We start from the raw sequence: 22,901 nt of genomic DNA on the forward strand, positions 1-22,901 counted from the left end.
TATTGGTTGCCGTCAGTTCACCCATAAGCCAGCGGCGATGAGAACCGACACAACGCCGATGACCAGGCCCAACGCCGGCCATTTCCACATTCCGGCCCGACCCTGCGTGCCGGCGACCAGCGCCCCGACGCATGACACCAGCAGTGCCAGTGCAATCCCGCCCACGATGACGACGGTCCCGGCGAAGGTGCGATGGACGAAGTGTGTGACGGCTGGGCTGTCGCAGTTGTCACTGCAGATCGGCAGCATCAGCCACACCGAGGACAACAACGCCAGGGCGACTGAGACGGCGCTGAACGCCAGCTCCGCGACGAAGAGCAACACCGTCGCGACGATGTCCGCGGTCGGTCGTCGCCACGGTGCGGGCGGCGGAAATTGGATCATCGACAAGGCCGCCGCGACTAGCGGACCTGCGCCCGCCCCCGCTGCAGCACCGCCTCGCGGTTCGCGGCGATGTCGTCGCCGCTGGTCCGGAACTGGCGGGCCGCCATCGCTTCCAGCCACAGCCCCGCGCTGGTCTGCGAGTCGTCGATCCGGTGATAGGACGCCAGCAGCGCGCGCACCGCGTCCTGGTTGTTGCCGACGATCGACGCCGCCACTCCGCGGGCGGCGGGCAGCAGCTGGTCGTGCGGCACCACCTCGGTCACCAGCCCGGCGCGCAGCGCGTCGGTGGCCGACAGGTAGTCCCCGGTCATGCTCATCCGGCGGGCCAGGCCGACCCCGACCTTCTGCGGCAGCCGCACGCTCAGCCCCCAGGTGGGCAGCAGGCCGACCCGGGCGTGAGTGTCGGCGAAACGGGCGTTCTCCGACGCGATCAGGATGTCGCAGTACAGGGCCAGCTCCAGCCCGCCGGTCACCGCGGCGCCGTTGACCGCACCGATGACCGGCTTGCTCAGCGGTGGCCACCGAGGCGAGATGTCCGGCAACGCCGAGGAACCGCCCAACTCCTTGAGATCCAGGCCCGCGCAGAACACCGGGTCGGCGCCGGTGACGATGACGACGTCGACGGCGTCGTCGGTTTCCGCCTCGGCCAGCGCCCCGAAGAACCGATCCCGCAGCGCCGAAGACAGCGCGTTGCGGGAGTGCGGCCGGTTGAGGGTCAGGGTGCGCACCCGCTCGTCGGTTTCGATCAGCAGGATGTCGTCGCTCATGAGATCACCGTAATAGGGTCGCCGGCCGCGCCTATCGTTGAGGCATGTGCCGGAACATCACCGAGTTGCGCGGGCTGCAGCCGTCGGCCACCGCCGAGGAAATCGCGGCGGCGGCCCGCCAGTATGTCCGCAAGGTCAGCGGGATCACCCGACCGTCGGCCTCGAACGCCGACGCCTTCGAGGCGGCGGTTACCGAGGTCACCGAGACAACGACGCGGTTGTTGGCGGCACTGCCCCCGCGGCGTCAGCCGCCCAAGACCGTCCCGCCGTTGCGCCGGCCCGACGTCGTCGCCCGGCTGGCCGAGGCGCAGTGACGCTCACCGCGACCACGCCCGCCCTCAAGGAGTGGAGCGCCGCCGTGCACGCCCTGCTGGACGGTCGCCAGCGGGTGCTGCTGCGCAAGGGCGGCATCGGGGAGAAGCGGTTCGAGCTGGCCGCTTCCGAGTTCCTGCTGTTCCCGACGGTCGCGCACAGCCACGCGGAGCGCGTGCGGCCCGAGCATCGCGACCTGCTCGAGGCGGCCGCCGCCGATAGCGCCGACGATCGCCTGGTGATCCGGTCGGCAGCGAAAGTCGTTGCCGCCGTGTCGGTTAACCAACCCGACCGGCTAGGGGAAATCGAGGACCTGCACATCTGGACCGCCGAGTCGGTGCGCGCCGACCGGCTCGACTTCCGCCCCAAGCACAAGCTCGCCGTGCTGGTGGTGTCGGTGCACCCGTTGGCCGAGCCGGTGGAGATCACCCGCACGCCCGACTACGGCGGCTGCAAAAGCTGGGTGGAGCTGCCGATGCGGGCGCCGCTGGCCCCGCCGGTGCACGACGAGGCCGCGCTAGCCGAGGTCGGCGCCCGCGTCCGCCGCGCCGTTGGCTGACAGGTCGAGCGGGCCGACGGGCAGCAACAGCCGGGAGCGTCCGTAGCGCACGGTGTGGGTGGCAGGCTCAGACTGTCGTCCCGTCAGAATCGGTTCGTCGGTGCCCAGGTTGCGCGCGTAACGGGGAAACCAGCTCCCGGCGATCAGCAGACGGATGCGGGAGCCGGCTCGGAAGCGATGGGCGATGCCGTCGAGTTCCACGCGGACGGTCCCCTTCGACGACTTCTTGGCGGTCCGCAACCGCCGGTAGCCGTCGCTGACGTTCTTCGACCGGCCTTTGGCGTCGACCTCGCTCACCCGGACGAAGAGGTCGACGTGGGGAGTGTCGGCGCCGTGCGCCAGCTCGACGGCCGGGCTCCCGTAGACGCACAGGTCGTGAGTGAGGGTGAGGCTGGTGAAGGCCAGCACGTCGTCGCGCGACGCGAGCCGGCTGTCGTCGCGGTAGCCGCCGTTCGGCGACAGCAACGGGCCGCCCGTGGTGGGTGTCGGGTCGGTGGGGTCGTAGCGGAATGACGCCGGCACCTGCCGCGCCAGGTCCGTCGGTGCGGTCTCACCGAGGTGGCCGCCGGGCCGAAGATACAGCTCGCGCTCGGTGGTGGCGGGCGGCCAGTCGGCCACGTTGCGCCAACCCTGGCCGGTGACGTACGCGTGGACCCGGCTGGGGCGTCGCGGGGCGGGCGCGCCGCCGAGGTGGGCGCCCAGCCAGTCCAGCGACTCCCGGGTGCAGGTACTCAACCCGGTGGTGAGCAGCTGGGTGTGGGTCCAGGGGCCCATGGTCAGCGCGACGTCGACGCCGCGGCCGCGCAGCTGCTCGTATTGCTGCAGCGTCTGCCTGACGAAGATGTCCTGCCAACCGCCGATCAGCAGCACGGGCACGTCGGCCCGGTCCAGGGCGTCGCCGCAGCGCAGGGCGTCCCAGAACGGATCGTTCGGGTCGGTGTGCTCGACCCACGACTCGAACCACGGCGCGCCCGCACCGAGCAGCGCCCGGGCCGTGTCGCCCACCGGCAACCCGAGGGCCGCCTGTGTCACCCTGCTGCGGTTGCGCAGCTGGCGCAGCGCCGACCGGGCGCGCACCGGGTCTTCCTGGTGCGCGACCATGTCGCTCCAGCCCAGGAAGTCGTTGATCGCGAACGAGCCGGTGCCCCACACCGAGGCGTTGAAATCGTGCGGCCCCACGATGACGACCGCCGCGGCCAGTTCCGGCGGGGGATCGGTCATCAGCGCCCACTGGGTGAACCCGAGGTAGGACAGCCCGATGGTGGCGAAGCGGCCGGTGAACCAGGGCTGCTCGCGCAGCCAGGCCACCGTGTCGGCGCCGTCGGCGGCCTCGTTGGCCATCGGTTCGAAATCTCCGCCCGACCCGAACGTTCCGCGGACGCTCTGCAGCACGACGTGGTAACCCCGGGCCGCGTACAGCGCGCCGAACACCAGGGAGAACGGGAAGGAGCGCCCGTAGGGCCCCCGGGCCAGCAGGGTACCGGCCGGGGAGTCGGTGTTCGGCGTGTAGTGATCGGCCACCAGGTCGACCCCATCACGCATGGGCACCCGGACGCGTTCGACGGTGTACTCGGTGGTCGCCGGCGGCAGGCCCAGCAGCCGGCCCACGGCCTTCCCGCCGAGGTGTCGCAGGGCGTGCAGCGGGGGCTTGGCGGGTCGCGTCGAGATGATACTCACGGTGCCCAGGTTAAGGCCCGCGTGGACTTCAGAACTTGTAGTAAGGCGCGAGGTCGTTGGCCCGCTGCAGATTGGTGGACATGCAGTCGACCTCGGGATTGGAGTAGACGGTCGAGTAGTAGAGCGCCTGCTGCAGCACGCCGTAACTGGTCTTGAACGCGACCATGCAGGAGTAATACCAGTAGCTGTTGTGATACGTCGGCTTGAGCACCCAGTACTGCGCGGCGCGGTGGCCGGCGATGGTGGTCTCGACGGCGTCGGGAGGCAGCGTCTCCTCGTAGGTGCGCCAGATGATGGGCTCGACCGCCACCTGGTAGTTGCCCGCGTCGAAGTGGCAGCGCAGGCCGTCTTCGTGCTCGGGCGGTGTGAACCCCAGCCCGAGCCGCTGGATGACGTCGAACGGGATGTCCTCGCACGCGTCGAATGGGCGCGGGTCGGTGGTCGCCACGATCGGGCTCTTCATCGTGGTCTCCATCGGCGCCGCCGTCGAGCGCAGCTCGACGCGCCCGCCCCCGGTAGGCCCCGGCGCGGCACCCTGCCACCCGGCCGTTCCGGCGATGGCCGCCGCGACCACGGCACCGATCGCCCCGATCAGACGCACCTTGGCGAACACGACACCCCCTGACGGCTCCCTGGCTCCTGCCGGGAGTGTACAAGTCGCCTCCCGCGCGGTCACCGTTAAACGAGAACACGTTCCAATGCCGGCGAGCAAGGCGCGGCCCCAACCGGGCCCGCACCGCGGGTCATTAGGCTGGTTAATCGTGGCTGGGCAAAATGCGGGGCAGGAATCGACCAACGGCGGGCAACCCACGCTGTGGGCCGTCTCCGACCTGCACACGGGTCACCTCGGCAACAAGCCGGTCACCGAGTCGCTGCACCCGTCCTCGCCGGACGATTGGCTGATCGTCGCCGGCGACGTGGCCGAACGCACCGACGAGATTCGCTGGGCCCTCGACCTGCTGCGCCGGCGCTTCGCCAAGGTGATCTGGGTGCCCGGCAACCACGAGTTGTGGACCACGACGCGGGATCCGGTGCAGATCTTCGGGCGGGCCCGCTACGAGTACCTGGTCCACATGTGCGACGAGATGGGCATCGTGACGCCCGAGCATCCCTTCCCGGTGTGGACCGAGCGCGGCGGCCCGGCCACGATCGTGCCGATGTTCCTGCTCTACGACTACAGCTTCTTGCCCGAGGGGGCGGCGAGCAAAGCCGAGGGCCTGACCATCGCGCGGGAGCGCAACGTGGTCGCCACCGACGAATTCCTGCTGTCGTCGGAGCCGTACCCCACCCGCGAAGCGTGGTGCCAGGAGCGGCTCGCCACCACGCGGACCCGCCTCGAGCAACTCGACTGGATGACGCCGACCGTCCTGGTGAACCATTTCCCGCTGGTCCGCGAGCCCTGCGACGCGCTGTTCTACCCGGAGTTCTCGCTGTGGTGTGGGACGACCAAGACGGCCGACTGGCACACCCGCTACAACGCGGTCTGTTCGGTCTACGGTCACCTGCACATTCCGCGCACCACCTGGTACGACGACGTGCGCTTCGAGGAAGTGTCGGTGGGATATCCGCGGGAGTGGCGGCGCCGCAAGCCGCACAGCTGGCTGCGCCAGGTGTTGCCCGACCCGCAATACGCGCCGGGCTACCTCAACGACTTCGGCGGCCATTTCGAGATCACTCCCGAGATGCGGCAGCAGGCCGCGCAGTTCCGGGAACGGTTGCGGCAGCGGCAATCACGATGACGGACAAGCTGGTTTCCTCGGTACTGCCCGACATGGGCGAGCTCGCTTATTCGGAGCTGTATTCCGACCCGCCCGACCTCGTTCCCCTGCCCGAAGAGGAGCCGCTGATCGCCAAGTCGGTGGCCAAGCGGCGCAACGAGTTCGTCACCGTCCGGCACTGCGCCCGGGTCGCGCTGGGCGAGCTCGGCCTGCCGCCGGTGCCGATCCTCAAGGGCGAGAAGGGCGAACCGTGCTGGCCCGACGGCGTGGTGGGCAGCCTCACCCACTGCACCGGCTATCGCGGCGCGGTCGTGGGTCGCACCGAGGCGGTGCGCTCGGTGGGTATCGACGCCGAGCCGCACGACGTGCTGCCGGACGGCGTGCTGAACGCGATCAGCCTGCCCGAGGAGCGACACGAGATGACGACGTTGCCCGCAGGCCTGCATTGGGACCGAATCCTGTTCTGCGCCAAGGAAGCAACGTACAAGGCCTGGTTCCCGTTGACCAAGCGCTGGCTAGGTTTCGAGGACGCCCACATCGTGTTCGACCTCGACCCGCCGGACGGGGAGACCACCGGGGTGTTCGTGTCCAAGATCCTGATCGACGGGCAGACCCTCGACGGCCCACCGCTTACCGCGCTGAGGGGCCGGTGGTCGGTCGAGCGGGGACTGGTGCTGACCGCCATCGTGCTATGAGTGCGGGGCCCGGCCCGGGATTGGTCGTCGTCGACAAGCCGGCCGGGATGACCAGTCACGACGTGGTGGGGCGCTGCCGCCGTATCTTCGCCACCCGCCGGGTGGGACACGCCGGGACGCTGGACCCGATGGCCACCGGGGTGCTGGTGATCGGCGTCGACCGCGCCACCAAGATCCTCGGCCTGTTGACGGCGGCCGCCAAGTCGTACACCGCCACCATCCGGCTGGGCCAGACCACCTCCACCGAGGACGCCGAAGGGGAAGTGCTGCACAGCGTCTCGGCCGCGCACCTGACGCGCGAGGCGATCGCGGCCGCGGTCGCCGGCCTGCGCGGGGACATCCAGCAGGTGCCGTCGGCGGTCAGCGCGATCAAGGTGGACGGGCGGCGCGCCTATCGGCTGGTTCGCGAGGGCCAGAACGTCGAACTCGAGGCCCGGCCGGTGCGCATCGACCGGTTCGAGGTGCTCGATGTTCGGCACGGATCCGACGTCGACGGCGTCATCGATGTTGATGTGGAGGTCGACTGCTCGTCGGGAACCTACGTTCGCGCGCTGGCCCGCGACGTCGGCGCCGCGCTCGGCGTGGGCGGGCACCTGACCGCGCTGCGGCGCACCCGGGTCGGCCGCTTCACCCTGCAGCAGGCCCGCTCGCTCGACGACCTGGCCGAGCGGCCCGGCCTGTCGTTGACCCTGGACGAGGCGTGCCTGCTGATCTTCCCGCGCCGCGACCTGACCGCCGGGGAGGCCGAGGCGGCGGCCAACGGGCGAGCGCTCGCGCCTACCGGCATCGACGGGGTTTACGCCGCCTGCGACGCCGCCGGCCGGGTGATCGCGCTGCTGCGCGACGAGGGCGCACGCACCAAGTCGGTGGTCGTGATCCGCCCGGCGACGCTGTAACGGGCTTGGAGGGTCCCCACCGAGGGGCCGGCGGGGTTAAGTTGCACACTGGGGGTCTGGCCGTTGGAAAGGGACAAAGATGTCTAACAAGGTGTACGTCGTCGGCGTCGGCATGACGAAATTCGAGAAACCGGGCCGCCGCGAAGGCTGGGACTACCCGGACATGGCGCGCGAGTCCGGGACCAACGCGCTGGCCGACGCGGGGGTCGACTACCGCGAGGTGCAGCAGGGCTACGTCGGCTACGTCGCCGGTGATTCGACGTCCGGGCAGCGTGCGCTCTACGAGCTGGGCATGACCGGGATCCCGATCGTCAACGTCAACAACAACTGCTCGACCGGCTCGACCGCGCTGTTCCTGGCGGCCCAGGCCATCCGCGGCGGGATCGTCGACTGCGCCATTGCGCTCGGATTCGAGAAGATGCAACCCGGCTCGCTGAGCGGCGGCGCCGAGGATCGCGAATCGCCGATGGGCAAGCACGTCAAGGCGATGGCCGCTATCGACGAGTTCGCGATGCCCGTCGCGCCCTGGATGTTCGGCGCCGCCGGCCGCGAGCACATGCGCCAATACGGCAGCACCGCAGAGCATTTCGCCAAGATCGGCTACAAGAACCACAAGCACTCAGTCAACAACCCGTTCGCGCAGTTCCAGGAGTCCTACACGCTCGAGGACATCCTGGCGGCGCGGATGATCTCCGACCCGCTCACCAAGCTGCAGTGCTCGCCCACATCCGACGGCTCCGGCGCGGCGATCCTGGCCTCGGAGAGCTTCGTCGACAGCCACGGGCTGGCCGGCCAGGCCGTGGAGATCGTCGGCCAGGCGATGACGACGGACTTCGCGTCGACGTTCGACGGAAGCGCCAAGAACCTGATCGGCTATGACATGAATGTGCAAGCGGCGCAACAGGTCTACGACCAGTCCGGGCTCGGCCCGGAGGACTTCCAGGTGATCGAGCTGCACGACTGCTTCTCGGCCAACGAGCTGCTGCTCTACGAGGCGCTCGGCCTGTGTGGCCCGGGCGAGGCGCCGAAGCTGATCGACAACGGCGACACCACCTACGGCGGACGCTGGGTGGTCAACCCGTCGGGCGGCCTGATCTCGAAGGGGCATCCACTGGGCGCGACCGGGCTGGCGCAATGCGCCGAGCTGACCTGGCAGCTGCGCGGCACCGCCGACAAGCGTCAGGTCGACAACGTCAGCGCCGCACTGCAACACAACATCGGGCTGGGCGGCGCGGCGGTCGTCACCGCGTACCAGCGCGCCGAACGCTGACCGTAGCGGCGGGGCCAGCCCGCCGCTAGCCCAATGGCGGCGACCCGCTTCGCCCGGCTTCGCCGCGCTCGCGATCGCCCCTAGCCCAATGGCGGCGACCCGCTTCGCCCGGCTTCGCCGCGCTCGCGATCGCCGCTAGCCCACCACCCAGACCGCCCGGGCGGCCGGGCTGCCCAGGTCGACCGTCGTCTCCGCGCCGTCGCCGCCTTCGATCGCCACCGAGATCATGCCGGCGAATTCCCGGCGGGTCAGGACCCGCAGCCGCGAATCGAGGTTGATGCCGACGTCGGCGAAATAGCGCAGCATCTCCGGGTCGGCGTCGGAGATGCGGGCCACCGTTCCGGTGTCCCCGTCGCCGCACGCCCACAGCTGGCGGGCCGGCGGCGTGGGCACCTGCCCGTCGGAGGCCGGGATCGGGTCCCCATGCGGGTCGCGTTGCGGGAACCCGAGCTTGGCGTCGATGCGGGCCACCAGCCGATCCGACACCGCGTGTTCGAGCACCTCGGCCTCGTCGTGCACCTCGTCCCAGCCGTAGCCGAGCTCGTTGACCAGGAAGGTCTCCAGCAGCCGATGCCGGCGCACCATCGCCAGCGCCGCCCGCCGGCCCGCCTCGGTCAGGGTCACGGCCCCGTATTTCTCGTGGTCGACCAGGCCCTGCTCGGCGAGTTTGCGGATCGACTCCGAGGCCGTGCTGGCGGAGACCCCGATCTTCTCGGCCAGCATCTTGGTGCTGACCTTCTCCCGGGACCACTCCTGGGCATTCCAGATGACCTTGAGATAGTCCTGGCCGACCGCGGTGAGACCGCCACGCTCTTCGTCAGCCCTCACACCGAGAAAGTTTAGGCAACCCAAGCCTGATCGTGTGCTCCTCGACACCCCCGCGCCGGCGGATCTCCCGGCGGACCGCGGCGGGCCGTAGGCTTGCGGTCGTGCAGCGGTGGCGCGGCCAAGACGAGATTCCCACGGACTGGGGCAGATGCGTGCTCACCATCGGCGTGTTCGATGGCGTGCACCGGGGCCACGCGGAGATAATCGCGCATGCCGTCAAGGCCGGGCGCGCCCGCAACGTGCCGACCGTGCTGATGACGTTCGATCCGCACCCGATGGAAGTCGTCTACCCGGGCAGCCATCCCGCGCAGCTGACGACGCTGACGCGCCGCGCCGAACTCGTCGAGGAGCTGGGCATCGACGTCTTCCTGGTGATGCCGTTCACCAGCGACTTCATGAAACTCACGCCGGAGCGCTACGTCCATGAGCTCCTGGTGGAACACCTGCACGTGGTCGAGGTCGTGGTGGGGGAGAACTTCACCTTCGGCAAGAAGGCGGCCGGCAACGTCGAGACCCTGCGGCGCGCTGGCGAGCGATTCGGCTTCGCGGTCGAGTCGATGTCGCTGCTCAGCGAGCACCTGAGTAACGAGACCGTGACGTATTCGTCGACGTATATCCGGTCCTGCGTGGACGCCGGTGACGTGCTGGCGGCCATGGAGGCGCTGGGCCGTCCGCACCGCGTGGAGGGCGTCGTCGTCCGGGGCGAGGGGCGGGGCATGGAGCTGGGTTTCCCGACCGCCAACGTGGCGCCGCCGATGTATTCGGCGATCCCGGCCGACGGCGTGTATGCCGCCTGGTTCACCCTGCTCGGGCACGGACCGGTGACCGGCACCGTCGTCCCGGGCGAGCGCTACCAGGCCGCGGTGTCGGTGGGCACCAACCCGACCTTCTCCGGACGCACGCGCACCGTCGAGGCCTTCGTCCTGGACACCACCGCCGACCTCTACGGCCAGTACGTGGCGCTGGACTTCGTCGCCCGCATCCGCGGTCAGCGCAGGTTCGACTCGGTGAAGGAGCTGATCGACGCGATGGGCAACGACACCGACCGGGCGCGCACGATGCTCTCGGCGCAGGACTGAACCGCCGCAGCTTCAGGAAGCAACCAGGTCGTCGATCTGGTTGATCGCCGACGTGGAGCCCTCGACGACGCCCATGTCCAGCACTCGCTGAAGATCCTCGGCGGATCCGAAGGTGCACACGTAGATCGCGCGCGTGCCGCCGCCGTGCTCGGTGAAGGTGTAGGTGTTCTCCGCGACCGGCATGTCGGGGTTCGGGTTGAAGTCCAGGTCGGCAAACCCGTCGAGAAAAGAGAAGCTGTTCGGCTCGTCGACGGCGGTGATCTCCCAGTAGCCGGCGTACTTCTCGCCGTCCGGACCCGTCATGAAGTAGGTCGTGCGGCTTCCCGGCGTGAGGCTGTGGCTCACCACGGTCGCCGGATGCGACGGTGGTCCCCACACCTTCTCCAGCTGACGCGGATCGGCGTAGATCTGCCAGATGCGCCGCACCGGGGCGGCGAAGTCGGCGGTGATGGTCAGGGTCAGGGCGTCCGGGTCATGCTTGACGTCGGTCACGGGCATGGGTCAGTCCTCCTTGGTTGGGTCGGTCGAGATGAGTTCGTCGATGCGGCCGATGCGGCCCCGCCAGAGGAGCTCCAGCTCGGTGAGCATGCCGGCGACCGACCGCACCGCCGCCACGTCACCGCTGGCCAACTGCTCGCGACCGCGTCGGCGTTTGGTGATCAGGCCGGCCTTCTCCAGCACGACCACGTGCTTCTGCACGGCCGCAAAGCTCATGTCGTATTTCAGGGCGAGCGAGGAAACCGAGTGTTCCCCGGCCAGCGTCCGGCGCATGATGTCGCGCCGGGTCCGGTCGGCGAGCGCGTGAAAGAGGGCGTCCACCCGATCCTCTTCGTCTACGGCCACCCGCCAAACCTACAACCAAATGGTTGTAGGTTGTCAAGGGCTGACTGCTGGCCTGCGATTTCGGCGGACATCGCAGCCGCTGATAGACTCGCCCCCCACGGCGTGTGCTGCAGTCCGCGGCGGCCACGTACGAGATTTTTCGCGGTACCGATTGATGGAGATGTTTCGTGGCGCTGACCGCCGAGCAGAAAAAAGAAATCCTGGGCACCTACGGCCTGCATGACACCGACACGGGTTCCCCCGAGGCGCAGGTCGCGCTGCTGACCAAGCGGATCGCCGACCTGACCGAGCACCTGAAGGTCCACAAGCACGATCACCACTCCCGGCGAGGCCTGCTCCTGCTGGTCGGGCGGCGTCGCAGGCTGCTCAAGTACGTCGCCCAGATCGACGTCGCGCGGTACCGCTCGCTGGTCGAGCGCCTCGGTCTGCGCCGCTGACCCGGGCCTGCTTTCGGGCCAAGTCCGCCCGTGTAGAGTGGGAGCGTTCTGGGCCGGGTTCGGCCCGAGCGAACGGTGCGGCCACGCAGATCCGCGTGCGCCGTTCCAGCGCGTCATGACGGGAGCAGCCCAGTCTGTATCGGGCGGTCTTCGGTAGTGGCTGCCGGGCTTCTCTGGATCTGGGGCAGGTCGGCCGCTTCGATCGATGGCCGTAGCCGTATTCAGACTTTTCCTCTCGTAGGAAGCTCTCGGGTTACTCGCGCGTGACGACGCGAAATAGCTAAATACCCAGAGAGGCCGTACGGACACCTATGTCTGTCGCTGAAATTGAAGAAGGCGTGTTCGAGTCGACCGCCGTTATCGACAACGGGAGCTTCGGCACCCGCACCATCCGTTTTGAGACCGGCCGGCTGGCCCAGCAGGCCGCCGGCGCCGTCGTCGCCTACCTCGACGACGAGAACATGCTGTTGTCGGCGACCACCGCCAGCAAGAGCCCGAAGGAGCACTTCGACTTCTTCCCGCTGACCATCGACGTCGAGGAGCGGATGTATGCCGCCGGGCGGATCCCCGGCTCGTTCTTCCGCCGCGAGGGTCGGCCCTCCACCGACGCGATCCTGACCTGCCGCCTCATCGACCGGCCGCTGCGCCCGTCGTTCGTCTCCGGACTGCGCAACGAGATCCAGGTCGTCGTGACGATCATGAGCCTGGACCCCAACGATCTGTACGACGTGGTGGCGATCAACGCCGCCTCGGCCTCCACCCAGATCTCCGGCCTGCCGTTCTCCGGTCCGGTCGGCGGTGTGCGCGTCGCCCTGATCGACGGCACCTGGGTCGCCTTCCCCACCGTCGAGCAGCTCGAGCGGGCGGTGTTCGACATGGTGGTGGCGGGCCGCAAGGTCGACGGTGACGTCGCCATCATGATGGTCGAGGCCGAGGCCACCGAGAAGGTCATCGAGCTCGTCGAGGGCGGCGCCCAGGCGCCGACGGAAACCGTGGTGGCCGAAGGCCTGGAGGCGGCCAAGCCGTTCATCGCCGTGCTGTGCACCGCGCAGGAGGAGCTGGCCGGAGCGGCGGCCAAGCCGACCGCCGAGTACCCGGTCTTCCCCGAGTACGGCGAGGACGTCTACTACTCGGTCGCCTCGGTGGCGACCGACGAGCTGGCCAAGGCGCTGACCATCGGCGGCAAGGCCGAGCGCGACCAGCGCACCGACGAGCTGAAGGCCGAGGTGCTGACGCGGCTCACGGGGGACTCGGGGACGTACGAGGGCCGGGAGAAGGAGGTCGGCGCCGCGTTCCGCTCGCTGACCAAGAAGCTGGTCCGGCAGCGCATCCTGACCGACCACTTCCGCATCGACGGCCGGGGCATCACCGACATCCGCGCGCTGTCGGCCGAGGTCGCCGTGGTGCCGCGGGCGCACGGCAGTGCGCTGTTCGAGCGCGGCGAAACCCAGATCCTGGGTGTGACCACGCTGGACATGGTCAAGATGGCCCAGCAGATCGACTCGCTGGGACCGGAAACCTCCAAGCGCTACATGCATCACTACAACTTCCCGCCGTTCTCCACCGGAGAGACCGGCCGGGTCGGTTCGCCCAAGCGGCGTGAGATCGGGCACGGCGCGCTCGCCGAGCGGGCCTTGATGCCGGTGCTGCCCAGTGTCGAGGAATTCCCGTACGCGATCCGTCAGGTCTCCGAGGCGCTGAGCTCCAACGGCTCGACCTCGATGGGATCGGTGTGTGCGTCCACGCTGTCGTTGCTGAACGCCGGCGTGCCGCTCAAGGCTCCGGTCGCGGGCATCGCGATGGGCCTGGTCTCCGACGACGTCGAGGTCGACGGCAAGACCGAGCGCCGATTCGTGACCCTGACCGACATCCTGGGCGCCGAGGACGCGTTCGGCGACATGGACTTCAAGTGCGCCGGCACCAAGGACATCGTCACCGCGCTGCAGCTGGACACCAAGCTCGACGGCATCCCGTCGCAGGTGCTCGCGGGGGCTCTCGCCCAGGCCAAGGACGCCCGGCTGACCATCCTCGAGGTCATGGCCGAGGCCATCGACGCGCCCGACGAGATGAGCCCCTACGCGCCGCGGGTCACCACCATCAAGGTCCCGGTGGACAAGATCGGCGAGGTCATCGGGCCCAAGGGCAAGGTCATCAACGCCATCACCGAGGAGACCGGCGCGCAGATCTCCATCGAGGACGACGGCACGGTGTTCGTCGGCGCCACCGACGGGCCCTCGGCGCAGGCCGCGATCGACCGGATCAACGCCATCGCCAACCCGCAGCTGCCGACCGTGGGCGAGCGGTTCCTCGGAACCGTGGTCAAGACAACCGATTTCGGCGCGTTCGTGTCGCTGCTGCCGGGACGCGACGGTCTGGTCCACATCTCCAAGCTGGGCCGGGGCAAGCGCATCGCCAAGGTCGAGGACGTGGTGAACGTCGGCGACAAGCTGCGGGTCGAGATCGCCGACATCGACAAGCGCGGCAAGATCTCCCTCGTCTTGGTCGAGGAGGACAGCGCTGCCCCAGCCGATGCTCCGGTGGCCGCGCCTGCCGATGCCGCGACCGCCAGCAACTGACCTACCCCGGCCGCGCCCGACTCGTGCGGGCGCCCTGCGCCGGGGTAAGCAGATCGCCGAGGCGGAGCCGGACCGCCAATCCGCACTGCGCCGCAGCACGCTTCCGGGCGGTCTGCGGGTAGTCACCGAGTACCTGCCGTCGGTGCGTTCGGCTTCGGTCGGGGTCTGGGTCGGCGTCGGATCGCGCGACGAGGGCGCCACCGTGGCGGGGGCGGCGCACTTCCTCGAGCATCTGTTGTTCAAGTCGACCCCCACCCGGAGCGCCGTGGACATCGCGCAGGCGATGGACGCGGTCGGCGGGGAGCTGAACGCATTCACCGCCAAGGAGCACACCTGCTACTACGCGCACGTGCTGGACAGCGACCTGGAGCTGGCCGTCGACCTGGTGGCCGATGTGGTGCTCAACGGCCGCTGCGCGACCGAAGACGTCGAGCTGGAACGCGACGTGGTGCTCGAAGAGATCGCGATGCGCGACGACGATCCCGAGGACGCGCTGGGGGACATGTTCCTGGGCGCGATGTTCGGTGACCACCCGGTCGGCCGGCCGGTGATCGGCACCGCGCAGTCGGTGTCGTCGATGACCCGGACCCAGCTGCACTCCTTTCATGTCCGGCGCTACACCCCGGAACGCATGGTGGTCGCCGTGGCCGGCAATGTCGACCACGACGAGGTGGTGGCGCTGGTGCGTGAGCACTTCGGGCCGCACCTGGTGCGCGGGCGCCGGCCCATCGCCCCGCGCAAGGGCGCCGGACGGGTGACCGGCCGGCCCGGCTTGATGCTGGGCAATCGGGACGCCGAGCAGACCCACGTCTCGCTGGGCGTACGCACCCCGGGACGTAGCTGGCCCCATCGCTGGGCGCTGTCGGTGCTGCATACCGCGCTTGGTGGGGGGCTGAGTTCCCGCCTGTTTCAAGAGGTTCGCGAGTTGCGCGGGCTGGCCTACTCGGTCTACTCGACGGTGGACATCTTTGCCGACAGCGGCGCGCTGTCCGTCTATGCCGCCTGCCAGCCCGAGCGGTTCGCCGAGGTGATGCAGGTGACCAACGAGGTCCTCGAGTCGGTGGCCCACGACGGCATCACCGAGGCCGAGTGCCGCATCGCCAAGGGGTCGTTGCGCGGCGGCCTCGTCCTCGGCCTGGAGGATTCCAGCTCCCGGATGAGCCGGCTGGGCCGCAACGAGCTGAACTATGGCCACCACCGCAGCATCGAGCACACCCTGCGCAAGATCGACCAAGTGAGCGTCGAGGAGGTCAACGCGGTTGCCCACCGGCTGCTGAGCCAGCCCTACGGGGCCGCCGTCCTGGGTCCGTATGCCTCCAAACGGTCACTGCCCCAACAACTTCGGGCGATGGTAAATTAGCCCCGTGGTACTGGGCTTTTGGGACATCATGGTGCCCATCGTGGGTGCGCCGATGGCCGGCGGACCGGGCACGCCCGAGCTGGCCGCGGCGGTGTCCAACGCGGGTGGGCTCGGCTTCGTCCCCGGCGGCCACCGGAGTGCGGAGCGCTTCGCCGAGGACATCGCGGCCGCGCGCAAGGCCACCACCGGGCCGCTGGGCGTCAACCTGTTCGTTCCGCAACCCAGCGTCGCCGACTGGATGGCGCTGGACTACTACGCCGAAGAACTCGAGGAGATCGCCGACTACTACCAGGTCGAGGTCGGCCACCCGCATTACGGTGACGACGACGACTGGGAGCGCAAGCTCGAAGTGGTCGCCGACGTGCGGCCCGAGCTCGTGTCGTTCACCTTCGGAGTCCCGCCGCCCGACGTCATCCGGCGGCTGGGGGCGCTGGGCCTGCTGGTGATGGTCACGGTGACGTCGGCGTACGAGGCCGGGATTGCCGTCGCCGCGGGCGCGGACAGTCTCATCGTGCAGGGGCCCGACGCGGGCGGGCACCGGGGCACCTTCGCGCCCGACATGGAGCCCGGTAACGAATCGCTGCACCACCTGATCGATCGCATCCGGCACGCGCATGAGGTGCCCGTCGTCGCCGCGGGCGGACTGGGCACCGCTCGGGACGTCGCCGCCGTGTTGCACCGCGGCGCGGTGGCCGCCCAGATCGGCACCGCGCTGCTGCTCAGCGACGAAGCGGGCACCAGCACCGCGCACCGCACCGCCCTGAAGAATCCGGTCTTCGGCACCACCGTTGTCACCCGCGCCTTCTCGGGCCGGTACGCGCGCGGCCTGGAGAACAACTTCACCCGCCTGCTCGACAACGTCGCGCCGCTGGGCTACCCGGAGGTCAACCAGATGACCTCCCCGATCCGCGAGGCGGCGGCCGCCATGGAGGACCCGAACGGGATACCGCTTTGGGCCGGAACGTCGTTCAAGGAGGCCCAGCCGGGGCCGGCGGCCGACATCATCGCTGGCCTGGTGGAAGCCGACTAGGCCAGGACGCTCGCCGGATCGGTGAACGGCAGCCCCAAGTCGGTGGCCACCCGTTCGGACAGCAGCCCGCCGTTGTGCGTCGAAAGTCCCTTCGCCAGAGCGGGATCCGACCGACACGCCGCCTGCCAACCGCGGTCGGCCAGTTCGAGCACGTACGGCATCGTCGCGTTGGTCAGCGCCACGGTGGACGTCTTGGGCACCGCGCTGGGCATGTTCGCCACGCAGTAGAACTGCGTGTCGTGAACGGCGAACGTCGGGTCGTCGTGCGTGGTCGGCCGGGAATCCGCGAAGCATCCGCCCTGGTCAATGGAGATGTCCACCAGCACTGCACCCGGCTTCATCTGCGCGACAAGCGAATTCGAAACCAGTTCCGGGGCCTTGGCGCCCGGCAGCAGGACCGCCCCGATCAGCAGGTCGGCCCGCGTGATCGTGCCCTCCAGCTCGTACGTCGACGAGTAACGCGTGCGGACCTGTCCACCGAACTCCGCGTCAAGCAGTCGGAGCTTGCCGATGTTGAGGTCGAGCACCGTCACGCTCGCGCCCATGCCGTTGGCGACCCGGGCGGCGTTGTAACCGGCCGTGCCGGCACCGATCACCACGACGTCGGCGGGTTTGACGCCCGGGACCCCACCCATCAGCACACCGCGCCCGCCGTGGGACCGCATCAGGTGATAGGAGCCGACCTGCGCCGAGAGCCGACCGGCGACCTCGCTCATCGGGGCCAACAACGGAAGGCTGCCGTCGGCGGCCTGCACAGTTTCATAGGCGATTGACGTTGTGCGGGAAGCCAATAACGCATCGGTGCAGGAGCGGGAGGCGGCCAAGTGCAGATAGGTGAACAGCACCTGATGCTGCCGCAACAGGCCGTATTCGGCCGGAATCGGCTCCTTCACCTTGAGCAGCAGGGCGGCGTCGGCCCACACCTGTTCGGCCGAATCGGCCAGTTGGGCCCCCGCCGCCTTGAACTCCTCGTCGGGAATCGACGACCCCTCCCCGGCGCCGGCCTGGACGAGCACCTCGTGGCCGCGGCGGGTCAGTTCGGCGACGCCCGCGGGCGTGATTGCCACCCTGAACTCGTTGGCCTTGGTCTCGGTCGGTACGCCGACTCGCATGGTTGCCCCTTGCTTTAAAAGGTTCGCCCTTCAGTGTGGAGAAAGTTCGGATGGGCCGCAATCGAGGTGAAACCGCGCGAGCGCTGGCTATGATCGGCCCATGACTGACCCCTGCGTGTCGGATACCGTGCAGGTCGACGCCCGCCCGGACGTGGTGTACCGGCTCATCACCGACCTGCCCACGCTGGCCTCGTTCGCAGAGGAGGCGGTGGCGATGGAGTGGTGCAAGGGCGATGCGGCGCGTCCCGGCGCGGTCTTCACCGGGCACAACGAAAGCAGCAAACGGCGCTGGAGCACAAAGTGCACGGTCACCGACGCGGAACCGGGCCGCCTCTTCGCGTTCGATGTGCGGCACTCCGTGCTTCCGATCGCGCGCTGGCAATACGACATCGTCGCGGCCGATGGTGGTTGCCGGGTCACCGAAAGCACCTGGGATCGCCGGCCCGGCTGGTTTCGCAAGATCGCCGGCGAGGCCACCGGTGTGCCAGATCGCGTGGCCGCCAACACCGAACACATCCGGCTCACCTTGCAGCGCCTCAAGCAGCGCGCCGAGTCCGAGTAGCCGGCGACGATGCGACGCGATCCCGCCGTAGCCGTCGTCGGAGCGGGCATGTCGGGCATGTGCATCGCAATCGCGTTGCTGCGCAGCGGGATAACGAATGTCATCATTTATGAGAAAGCCGACGAGGTCGGCGGGACCTGGCGCGAGAACACCTACCCGGGTCTGGTGTGTGACATCCCTTCGCGGGTCTACCAGTACACGTTCGCCCGAAATCCCAACTGGTCGCACCTGTTCTCGCCCGGCCGCGAAATCCAGGCCTATTTCCGCGACGTCGCCGACCGCTTCGGGTTGCGCGACCGCATCCGGTTCGGCACCGAGATCTCCAATGCGCGCTTCGAGGGCGGCCGCTGGCGGCTGCGCACGGACGCCGGGGAGGAATCGAGCGTCGACTTCCTGATCTGCGCCACCGGCGTGCTCCATCACCCCCGCCTACCCTCGATCCCCGGCCTACAGGACTTCGGCGGGCGGGCTTTTCACTCGGCGCGGTGGGATCATTCCGTCGAGTTGCGCGGTCGCCGGATCGCGATCATCGGCAACGGGTCGACGGGCGTGCAGCTCGTCTGCGGCCTGACCGGCGTGGCGGGCCGGGTCATGCTGTTCCAGCGCACCCCGCAGTGGGTGCTTCGGCTGCCCAACCCCCGGTACAGCCGGCTCACCAACATCACCCACAACAGGTTCGGCTGGCTCGACCGGATGGCCTACCGCTGCTACAGCTTCGGCTTCGACCTGTTCGCCGCCGGTCTCACCAAGCCGGGCCTGCGCCGAAAGATCATGGGGGCGCTGTGCCGCGCCAGCCTGCGCGAGGTCCGCGACCCCGAGCTGCGCCGCGCCCTGACCCCCGACTACACGCCGATGTGCAAACGGCTGGTGATGTCCAATGGCTTCTACCGCGCCATCCAGCGCGACGACGTCGAACTGGTCACCGCCGCTATCGATCACGTGGAACCGCGCGGCATCGTGACCGGCGACGGCGTCCTGCACGAGGCGGACATCATCGTGCTCGCCACCGGATTCGACACCCACGCGTTCTTCCGGCCGATGCGGCTGATCGGCCGAGACGGCATCGCCGCCGACGACGTGTGGCGTGACGGCCCGCGGGCCTACCAGACCGTGGCGCTGCCGGGCTTCCCCAACTTCTTCATGATGCTGGGTCCGCACAGCCCGGTCGGCAACCTCGCGCTCACCACCGTCGCCGAATCGCAGGCCGACCACATCCTGCGGTGGATTCAGCGCTGGCGGCGCGGCGAATTCGACACCGTCGAGCCGACCGGGCCGGCGACCGACAACTTCAACGCCAAGCTGCGCGCCGCGATGCCGAACACCGTGTGGACCACCGGTTGCCAGAGTTGGTATCTGAACAAGGACGGGGTGCCCGAGGTGTGGCCCTTCACGCCGGGCGCACACCGCGCCATGCTGGCGAACACCGATCTCGAACAGTACGACTTGCGCCGTCACGTCACCGCCGGCTGAGCCGGTAGCCCAGATGGGCGACCTTGATGCCGGGCAAAGGCTCCCAGTCCATTGTGCGTCCGTCGGCGTGAAAGTCGTTCTTCTCGTAAAAGGTTCGCGCTTGGGTGTTGCGCTCCGCGCACCACAGGACGACGTCAACCGACGGGCTTTCGGCCAGAGCGGTGGCGAGCAGGCGCTCGCCGACACCGCGCCGTTGGCATTCCGCCGCGATGTACAGCGAGTTGAGTTCGACCTGCTCGGGATTGGCAGGGTCCGGTCCGAAGATGGTCATTCCGATTGTCGCCGAACCTGATTCGGCGACCCACATGCTCCAGTTGCGGCGCTGCAGGATTCGCGGGTACGCCAGCACCGCCCAGCGCCGCGGCGATCCGAGGACGTCGAGGGTGGCGTCCGGCAGGATGCCGGCCCAGGACTGCCGCCAGACCGGATAGTGCATCTCGGCGACGTTCGCGAGATCGGCCGGTCCGGCTTGGCGGATCGTGATGTCGCCCACCGTCACCGGCGGGATTGCTCCAGATAGGCGGCCAGCGCGCTGGTCAGGCCCCGCCGCGCCATGTCCAGGTCGGCGTACGAGCCGAGTTGGCGCTCGGACACCAGCCCGCGCATCGCGCCGGGGATCAGGGCGGCCACCTCGCGCACCCGGTCCGGGTCGACGTCGAGACCGGCGAAGGCATTCTGGCAGGTCTCCAGCCAGCTCTTGCCCCAGGAGAACAACTCGGCGGCGGTGCGCGGGAAGAGCCGCTCGAGCTCGTCGGGGTCGCGGGGGAGCGCCGCACGGAGGTTCTCGATCGCGCGGGAATCCGGCGACGCCAACCCCGTGTAGAGGGTGTCGATGATGGCGCCGACCCGCTCGCGCAGGGGCGCGTCCGGTGAGATCGGCGTTGACAGGGTCGAGAAGGTTGCGGCGCGACGCTCGGCGGTGCGGTGCAGTACCGCCGCCCAGAACCCGTCGGTGTCGCCGAACTGGTACTGCACGGCGCCCCAGGTCGCGCCGATCTCCTTGGCGATGCGATTGGCCGACACCGAGCCCGGGTCGCCGGAGGCCAACGACTTGAGTGCGGCTTCGAGCATGCTCTCGCGCGTGGCGTTGCCACGCCGGTTGGGGCGCCGGTTCGCGGTTCCGGCCCCGCTCACCTGCCGCGTCATCTGCCGAGCGTATCGCACCACCGTAGTTTCATAGAGGGTACTTTGATTTCGTGGGGGCGCGGCCTATCATTCGTTCTCAAGGAGGGATCCCCCATGGCTAAGCCGCCGTTGTCGATGGAACCAACCGGCTGGTTCCAGGTCGCCTGGTCCGACGAGATCGGTATGGGCGACGTGCACAAGATGAAGTACTTCGGCCAGGAGATGGTCGCGTGGCGGGCCGAATCCGGGCAGCTCACCGTGATGAACGCCTACTGCGAACACCTCGGCGCGCATCTCGGTTACGGCGGCACGGTCGTCGGCGAGGTGCTGCAGTGCCCGTTCCACGGGTGGCAGTGGAGCCAGGAGGGCCGCAACGTCCGCATTCCGTACCAGGATCGCCCCAACCGCGGTCGGCGTATTCGCACCTACCCCGTGGTGGAACGCAACGAGTCGGTCTACATCTGGCACGACGTCGAGCGCCGCGAGCCGTACTTCGATGCGCCGGACGTGTTCGGCGCGTTCAGCGACGGCAGCAACCCGGACGACTACTACCCCCAGCGGCGGTTGTACCGGCCGGCCCTGGAGCTCCATCCCCAGTACGTGCTCGAAAACGGTGTCGACTTCGCACATTTCAAGTTCGTGCACAACACGCCGATCGTGCCGGTGTTCACCCGCCACGACTTCGCCGAGCCGGTGTCGTTCGTCGACTTCACCATCACCTTCGAAGGTGACGACGGGCAGAAGATCGAGGACGTCAACAGCGGCGTCGAGGCCATCAACGGCGGGCTGGGCATCGCGGTGACCAAGAGCTGGGGGATGATCGACAACCGCACCATCTCCGCGGTCACCCCGGTCGACGAGTTCACCTCCGATGTCCGCTTCATGGTCTACATCGGCCGCACCCCGGGCAAAGATCCGGCCCGCGCCGAGCTCAAGGCGATCGAGTTCGGCCGTGAAGTGATCCGGCAGTTCGAGCAGGACATCGAGATCTGGCAGCACCAGCGCTACTCCGACCCCCCGGCGCTGGCCACCGACGAGTACGAGGGCTTCACCGCAATCCGCAAGTGGGCCAGGCAGTTCTACCCCGAGGCATTCGCAACGCAGAAAGGCTCAACGGAATGAGTACAGCACCGATCCGCGTCTTCCAAGTGGCCACCGGGAATGTCGGCTCGGAGATGATCAAGCGGATCGCCACCCAGCCCGACCTCGAACTCGTTGGCGTGCACTGCTATTCGCCGGAGAAGGTCGGGCGCGATGCCGGCGAGCTCGCCGGTGTGGCGCCCAACGGGGTGAAGGCCACCGGTTCGATCGAGGAGATCATCGCCGCCAAACCGGACGTGCTCACCTTCCACGGTGTGTTTCCCGACGAGGACCTCTACTTACAGGTGCTTGAGGCCGGCATCAATATCGTCACCACCGCCGACTGGATCACCGGCTGGCACCGCGACAAGAACCATCCGCACCCGTCGGGCAAGCCGGTGAGCCGGCTGCTCGCGGAGGCCTGCGAAAAGGGCGGCGCGACGTTCTACGGGACCGGGATGAACCCGGGCCTGAACCAGATACTGGGCGTGGTGTGTTCGGCCGACGTCGCCGATATCGAGAACGTCACCACCATCGAGTCCGTGGATGTGTCGTGCCACCACTCCAAGGACACCTGGATCGAGGTGGGCTACGGCCAGCCGGTGGACGATCCGGAGATCCCGTCCAAGCTGGAGAAGTACACCCGAGTCTTCGCCGACAGCGTGCTGATGATGGCCGACTGCTTCGACCTGACCCTCGACGAGGTGAAGTTCAGCTACGAGCTGGGCGCCTGCACCAAGGACGTCGACCTGGGCTGGTACACCCTGCCCAAGGGCTCCCTGGGCGGCAACTACATCAGGTACCAGGGCATGGTGGACGGGATTCCCCGCGTCGAGACGCACCTGGAGTGGCAGATGACGCCGCACACGGATCCGAGCTGGAACATCAAGGGCTGCTACATCACCCAGATCAAGGGCGACCCGTGCATCTACAACAAGCACATGATCTTCCCCAAGTCCGGGGTGGACCGGTCGAACCCCGACAACTTCGCCTCCATCGGGATGACCGTCACCGGCATGCCCGCGCTGGCCTCGATCAAGTCGGTAGTGGCGGCGCCGCCGGGGCTCATCACCAGCGCCGACCTGCCGCTGCGCGGATTCGCCGGGCGGTTCGCGATTTAG

The 22,901-nt window shown here is 68.7% G+C and carries 25 protein-coding genes; 15 read left to right on the forward strand and 10 right to left on the reverse strand.

Features of this window, described 5'->3' with window-relative positions:
• Nucleotides 1–12 precede the first annotated feature (12 nt).
• Both A5773_RS04050 and A5773_RS04055 read right to left on the reverse strand, forming a co-directional pair.
• A complete protein-coding gene (locus tag A5773_RS04050; protein WP_067789573.1) occupies nucleotides 13–384 on the reverse strand; it encodes a hypothetical protein in 372 nt (123 codons plus the stop codon).
• Nucleotides 385–401: 17 nt separating this feature from the next.
• Nucleotides 402–1,151, reverse strand: a complete 750-nt coding sequence (locus A5773_RS04055) for an enoyl-CoA hydratase (RefSeq protein WP_067262422.1) — start codon at nucleotides 1,149–1,151, stop codon at nucleotides 402–404.
• 44 nt (nucleotides 1,152–1,195) lie between these two features.
• Here A5773_RS04055 and A5773_RS04060 point away from each other — a divergent pair, with 44 nt between their 5' ends.
• Together A5773_RS04060 and A5773_RS04065 are read left to right on the forward strand one after the other, a co-directional pair.
• Nucleotides 1,196–1,465 carry a DUF2277 family protein gene (locus A5773_RS04060; RefSeq protein ID WP_066950557.1) on the forward strand — a complete coding sequence of 90 codons (270 nt, stop codon included), beginning with the start codon at nucleotides 1,196–1,198 and terminating at the stop codon, nucleotides 1,463–1,465.
• A complete protein-coding gene (locus A5773_RS04065) occupies nucleotides 1,462–2,022 on the forward strand; it encodes a DUF1802 family protein (protein WP_066950555.1) in 561 nt (186 codons plus the stop codon). Before A5773_RS04060 ends, A5773_RS04065 begins: the two co-directional genes overlap by 4 nt.
• Here A5773_RS04065 and A5773_RS04070 read toward each other — a convergent pair.
• Together A5773_RS04070 and A5773_RS04075 are read right to left on the reverse strand one after the other, a co-directional pair.
• Nucleotides 1,981–3,699: a CocE/NonD family hydrolase gene (locus A5773_RS04070; RefSeq protein WP_067789576.1), complete on the reverse strand. Its 1,719-nt coding sequence runs from the start codon at nucleotides 3,697–3,699 to the stop codon at nucleotides 1,981–1,983. The genes A5773_RS04065 and A5773_RS04070 overlap by 42 nt on opposite strands.
• Before the next feature lie 28 nt (nucleotides 3,700–3,727).
• Nucleotides 3,728–4,312, reverse strand: a complete 585-nt coding sequence (locus A5773_RS04075) for a DUF3558 domain-containing protein (RefSeq protein WP_066950550.1) — start codon at nucleotides 4,310–4,312, stop codon at nucleotides 3,728–3,730.
• Nucleotides 4,313–4,460: 148 nt separating this feature from the next.
• Here A5773_RS04075 and A5773_RS04080 point away from each other — a divergent pair, with 148 nt between their 5' ends.
• The 4 genes from A5773_RS04080 to A5773_RS04095 all read left to right on the forward strand — a co-directional run bounded on the left by A5773_RS04080 (nucleotide 4,461) and on the right by A5773_RS04095 (nucleotide 8,278).
• Nucleotides 4,461–5,438, forward strand: coding sequence for a metallophosphoesterase (locus A5773_RS04080; protein WP_066950548.1), 978 nt, complete (start codon nucleotides 4,461–4,463; stop codon nucleotides 5,436–5,438).
• Nucleotides 5,435–6,112: a 4'-phosphopantetheinyl transferase gene (locus A5773_RS04085; RefSeq protein ID WP_067199535.1), complete on the forward strand. Its 678-nt coding sequence runs from the start codon at nucleotides 5,435–5,437 to the stop codon at nucleotides 6,110–6,112. Before A5773_RS04080 ends, A5773_RS04085 begins: the two co-directional genes overlap by 4 nt.
• Nucleotides 6,109–7,008, forward strand: coding sequence for a tRNA pseudouridine(55) synthase TruB (truB, locus tag A5773_RS04090; protein WP_067789578.1), 900 nt, complete (start codon nucleotides 6,109–6,111; stop codon nucleotides 7,006–7,008). Before A5773_RS04085 ends, truB begins: the two co-directional genes overlap by 4 nt.
• A gap of 79 nt (nucleotides 7,009–7,087) precedes the next feature.
• Nucleotides 7,088–8,278 (forward strand): lipid-transfer protein, encoded by a 1,191-nt coding sequence (locus tag A5773_RS04095; RefSeq protein WP_066950538.1) that lies wholly within the window; start codon nucleotides 7,088–7,090, stop codon nucleotides 8,276–8,278.
• Nucleotides 8,279–8,413: 135 nt separating this feature from the next.
• Here the strand turns inward: A5773_RS04095 and mntR are convergent, their stop codons facing one another.
• Nucleotides 8,414–9,106 (reverse strand): manganese-binding transcriptional regulator MntR, encoded by a 693-nt coding sequence (mntR, locus tag A5773_RS04100; protein ID WP_066950535.1) that lies wholly within the window; start codon nucleotides 9,104–9,106, stop codon nucleotides 8,414–8,416.
• Between the two features lie 101 nt (nucleotides 9,107–9,207).
• Between mntR and A5773_RS04105 the strand changes: the two genes are divergently transcribed.
• Nucleotides 9,208–10,185, forward strand: coding sequence for a bifunctional riboflavin kinase/FAD synthetase (locus A5773_RS04105; protein WP_066950532.1), 978 nt, complete (start codon nucleotides 9,208–9,210; stop codon nucleotides 10,183–10,185).
• A gap of 12 nt (nucleotides 10,186–10,197) precedes the next feature.
• On the opposite strand, the gene A5773_RS04110 is transcribed toward A5773_RS04105, so the two are convergent.
• Nucleotides 10,198–10,683: an SRPBCC domain-containing protein gene (locus A5773_RS04110; RefSeq protein WP_067262394.1), complete on the reverse strand. Its 486-nt coding sequence runs from the start codon at nucleotides 10,681–10,683 to the stop codon at nucleotides 10,198–10,200.
• A 3-nt stretch (nucleotides 10,684–10,686) separates the two neighbouring features.
• Nucleotides 10,687–11,028 carry a helix-turn-helix transcriptional regulator gene (locus A5773_RS04115; RefSeq protein WP_067262390.1) on the reverse strand — a complete coding sequence of 114 codons (342 nt, stop codon included), beginning with the start codon at nucleotides 11,026–11,028 and terminating at the stop codon, nucleotides 10,687–10,689.
• A gap of 167 nt (nucleotides 11,029–11,195) precedes the next feature.
• On the opposite strand from A5773_RS04115, the gene rpsO reads away from it, so the two are divergent.
• From rpsO to A5773_RS04135, 4 genes are all read left to right on the forward strand, one after another.
• Nucleotides 11,196–11,465: a 30S ribosomal protein S15 gene (gene rpsO / locus A5773_RS04120; protein ID WP_066950523.1), complete on the forward strand. Its 270-nt coding sequence runs from the start codon at nucleotides 11,196–11,198 to the stop codon at nucleotides 11,463–11,465.
• A gap of 311 nt (nucleotides 11,466–11,776) precedes the next feature.
• A complete protein-coding gene (locus A5773_RS04125; RefSeq protein ID WP_197505397.1) occupies nucleotides 11,777–14,041 on the forward strand; it encodes a polyribonucleotide nucleotidyltransferase in 2,265 nt (754 codons plus the stop codon).
• Entirely contained in the window at nucleotides 14,019–15,401 is a 1,383-nt protein-coding gene (locus A5773_RS04130) for a pitrilysin family protein (protein ID WP_066950674.1), read from the forward strand. The genes A5773_RS04125 and A5773_RS04130 overlap by 23 nt, the downstream gene beginning before the upstream one ends.
• Nucleotides 15,402–15,405: 4 nt before the next feature.
• Nucleotides 15,406–16,431: a nitronate monooxygenase gene (locus tag A5773_RS04135; protein ID WP_066950508.1), complete on the forward strand. Its 1,026-nt coding sequence runs from the start codon at nucleotides 15,406–15,408 to the stop codon at nucleotides 16,429–16,431.
• Here the strand turns inward: A5773_RS04135 and ald are convergent.
• Nucleotides 16,428–17,543 (reverse strand): alanine dehydrogenase, encoded by a 1,116-nt coding sequence (gene ald, locus A5773_RS04140; RefSeq protein WP_066950505.1) that lies wholly within the window; start codon nucleotides 17,541–17,543, stop codon nucleotides 16,428–16,430. The two genes, A5773_RS04135 and ald, sit on opposite strands and share 4 nt — an antisense overlap.
• 100 nt (nucleotides 17,544–17,643) lie before the next feature.
• Here ald and A5773_RS04145 point away from each other — a divergent pair, with 100 nt between their 5' ends.
• Nucleotides 17,644–18,105 (forward strand): SRPBCC family protein, encoded by a 462-nt coding sequence (locus tag A5773_RS04145; RefSeq protein WP_067789580.1) that lies wholly within the window; start codon nucleotides 17,644–17,646, stop codon nucleotides 18,103–18,105.
• A gap of 9 nt (nucleotides 18,106–18,114) precedes the next feature.
• Nucleotides 18,115–19,575 (forward strand): NAD(P)/FAD-dependent oxidoreductase, encoded by a 1,461-nt coding sequence (locus A5773_RS04150; RefSeq protein ID WP_067262383.1) that lies wholly within the window; start codon nucleotides 18,115–18,117, stop codon nucleotides 19,573–19,575.
• On the opposite strand, the gene A5773_RS04155 is transcribed toward A5773_RS04150, so the two are convergent.
• Nucleotides 19,562–20,074, reverse strand: a complete 513-nt coding sequence (locus A5773_RS04155) for a GNAT family N-acetyltransferase (protein ID WP_067789582.1) — start codon at nucleotides 20,072–20,074, stop codon at nucleotides 19,562–19,564. The two genes, A5773_RS04150 and A5773_RS04155, sit on opposite strands and share 14 nt — an antisense overlap.
• Nucleotides 20,071–20,646, reverse strand: coding sequence for a TetR/AcrR family transcriptional regulator (locus A5773_RS04160; protein ID WP_369817318.1), 576 nt, complete (start codon nucleotides 20,644–20,646; stop codon nucleotides 20,071–20,073). The genes A5773_RS04155 and A5773_RS04160 overlap by 4 nt, the downstream gene beginning before the upstream one ends.
• A gap of 168 nt (nucleotides 20,647–20,814) precedes the next feature.
• On the opposite strand from A5773_RS04160, the gene A5773_RS04165 reads away from it, so the two are divergent.
• Both A5773_RS04165 and A5773_RS04170 read left to right on the forward strand, forming a co-directional pair.
• A complete protein-coding gene (locus A5773_RS04165; protein WP_066950495.1) occupies nucleotides 20,815–21,822 on the forward strand; it encodes a Rieske 2Fe-2S domain-containing protein in 1,008 nt (335 codons plus the stop codon).
• A complete protein-coding gene (locus A5773_RS04170; RefSeq protein ID WP_067789584.1) occupies nucleotides 21,819–22,901 on the forward strand; it encodes a dihydrodipicolinate reductase in 1,083 nt (360 codons plus the stop codon). Before A5773_RS04165 ends, A5773_RS04170 begins: the two co-directional genes overlap by 4 nt.

This window comes from Mycobacterium sp. 852014-52450_SCH5900713, from assembly GCF_001667075.1.
Classification (GTDB): Bacteria; Actinomycetota; Actinomycetes; order Mycobacteriales; family Mycobacteriaceae; genus Mycobacterium.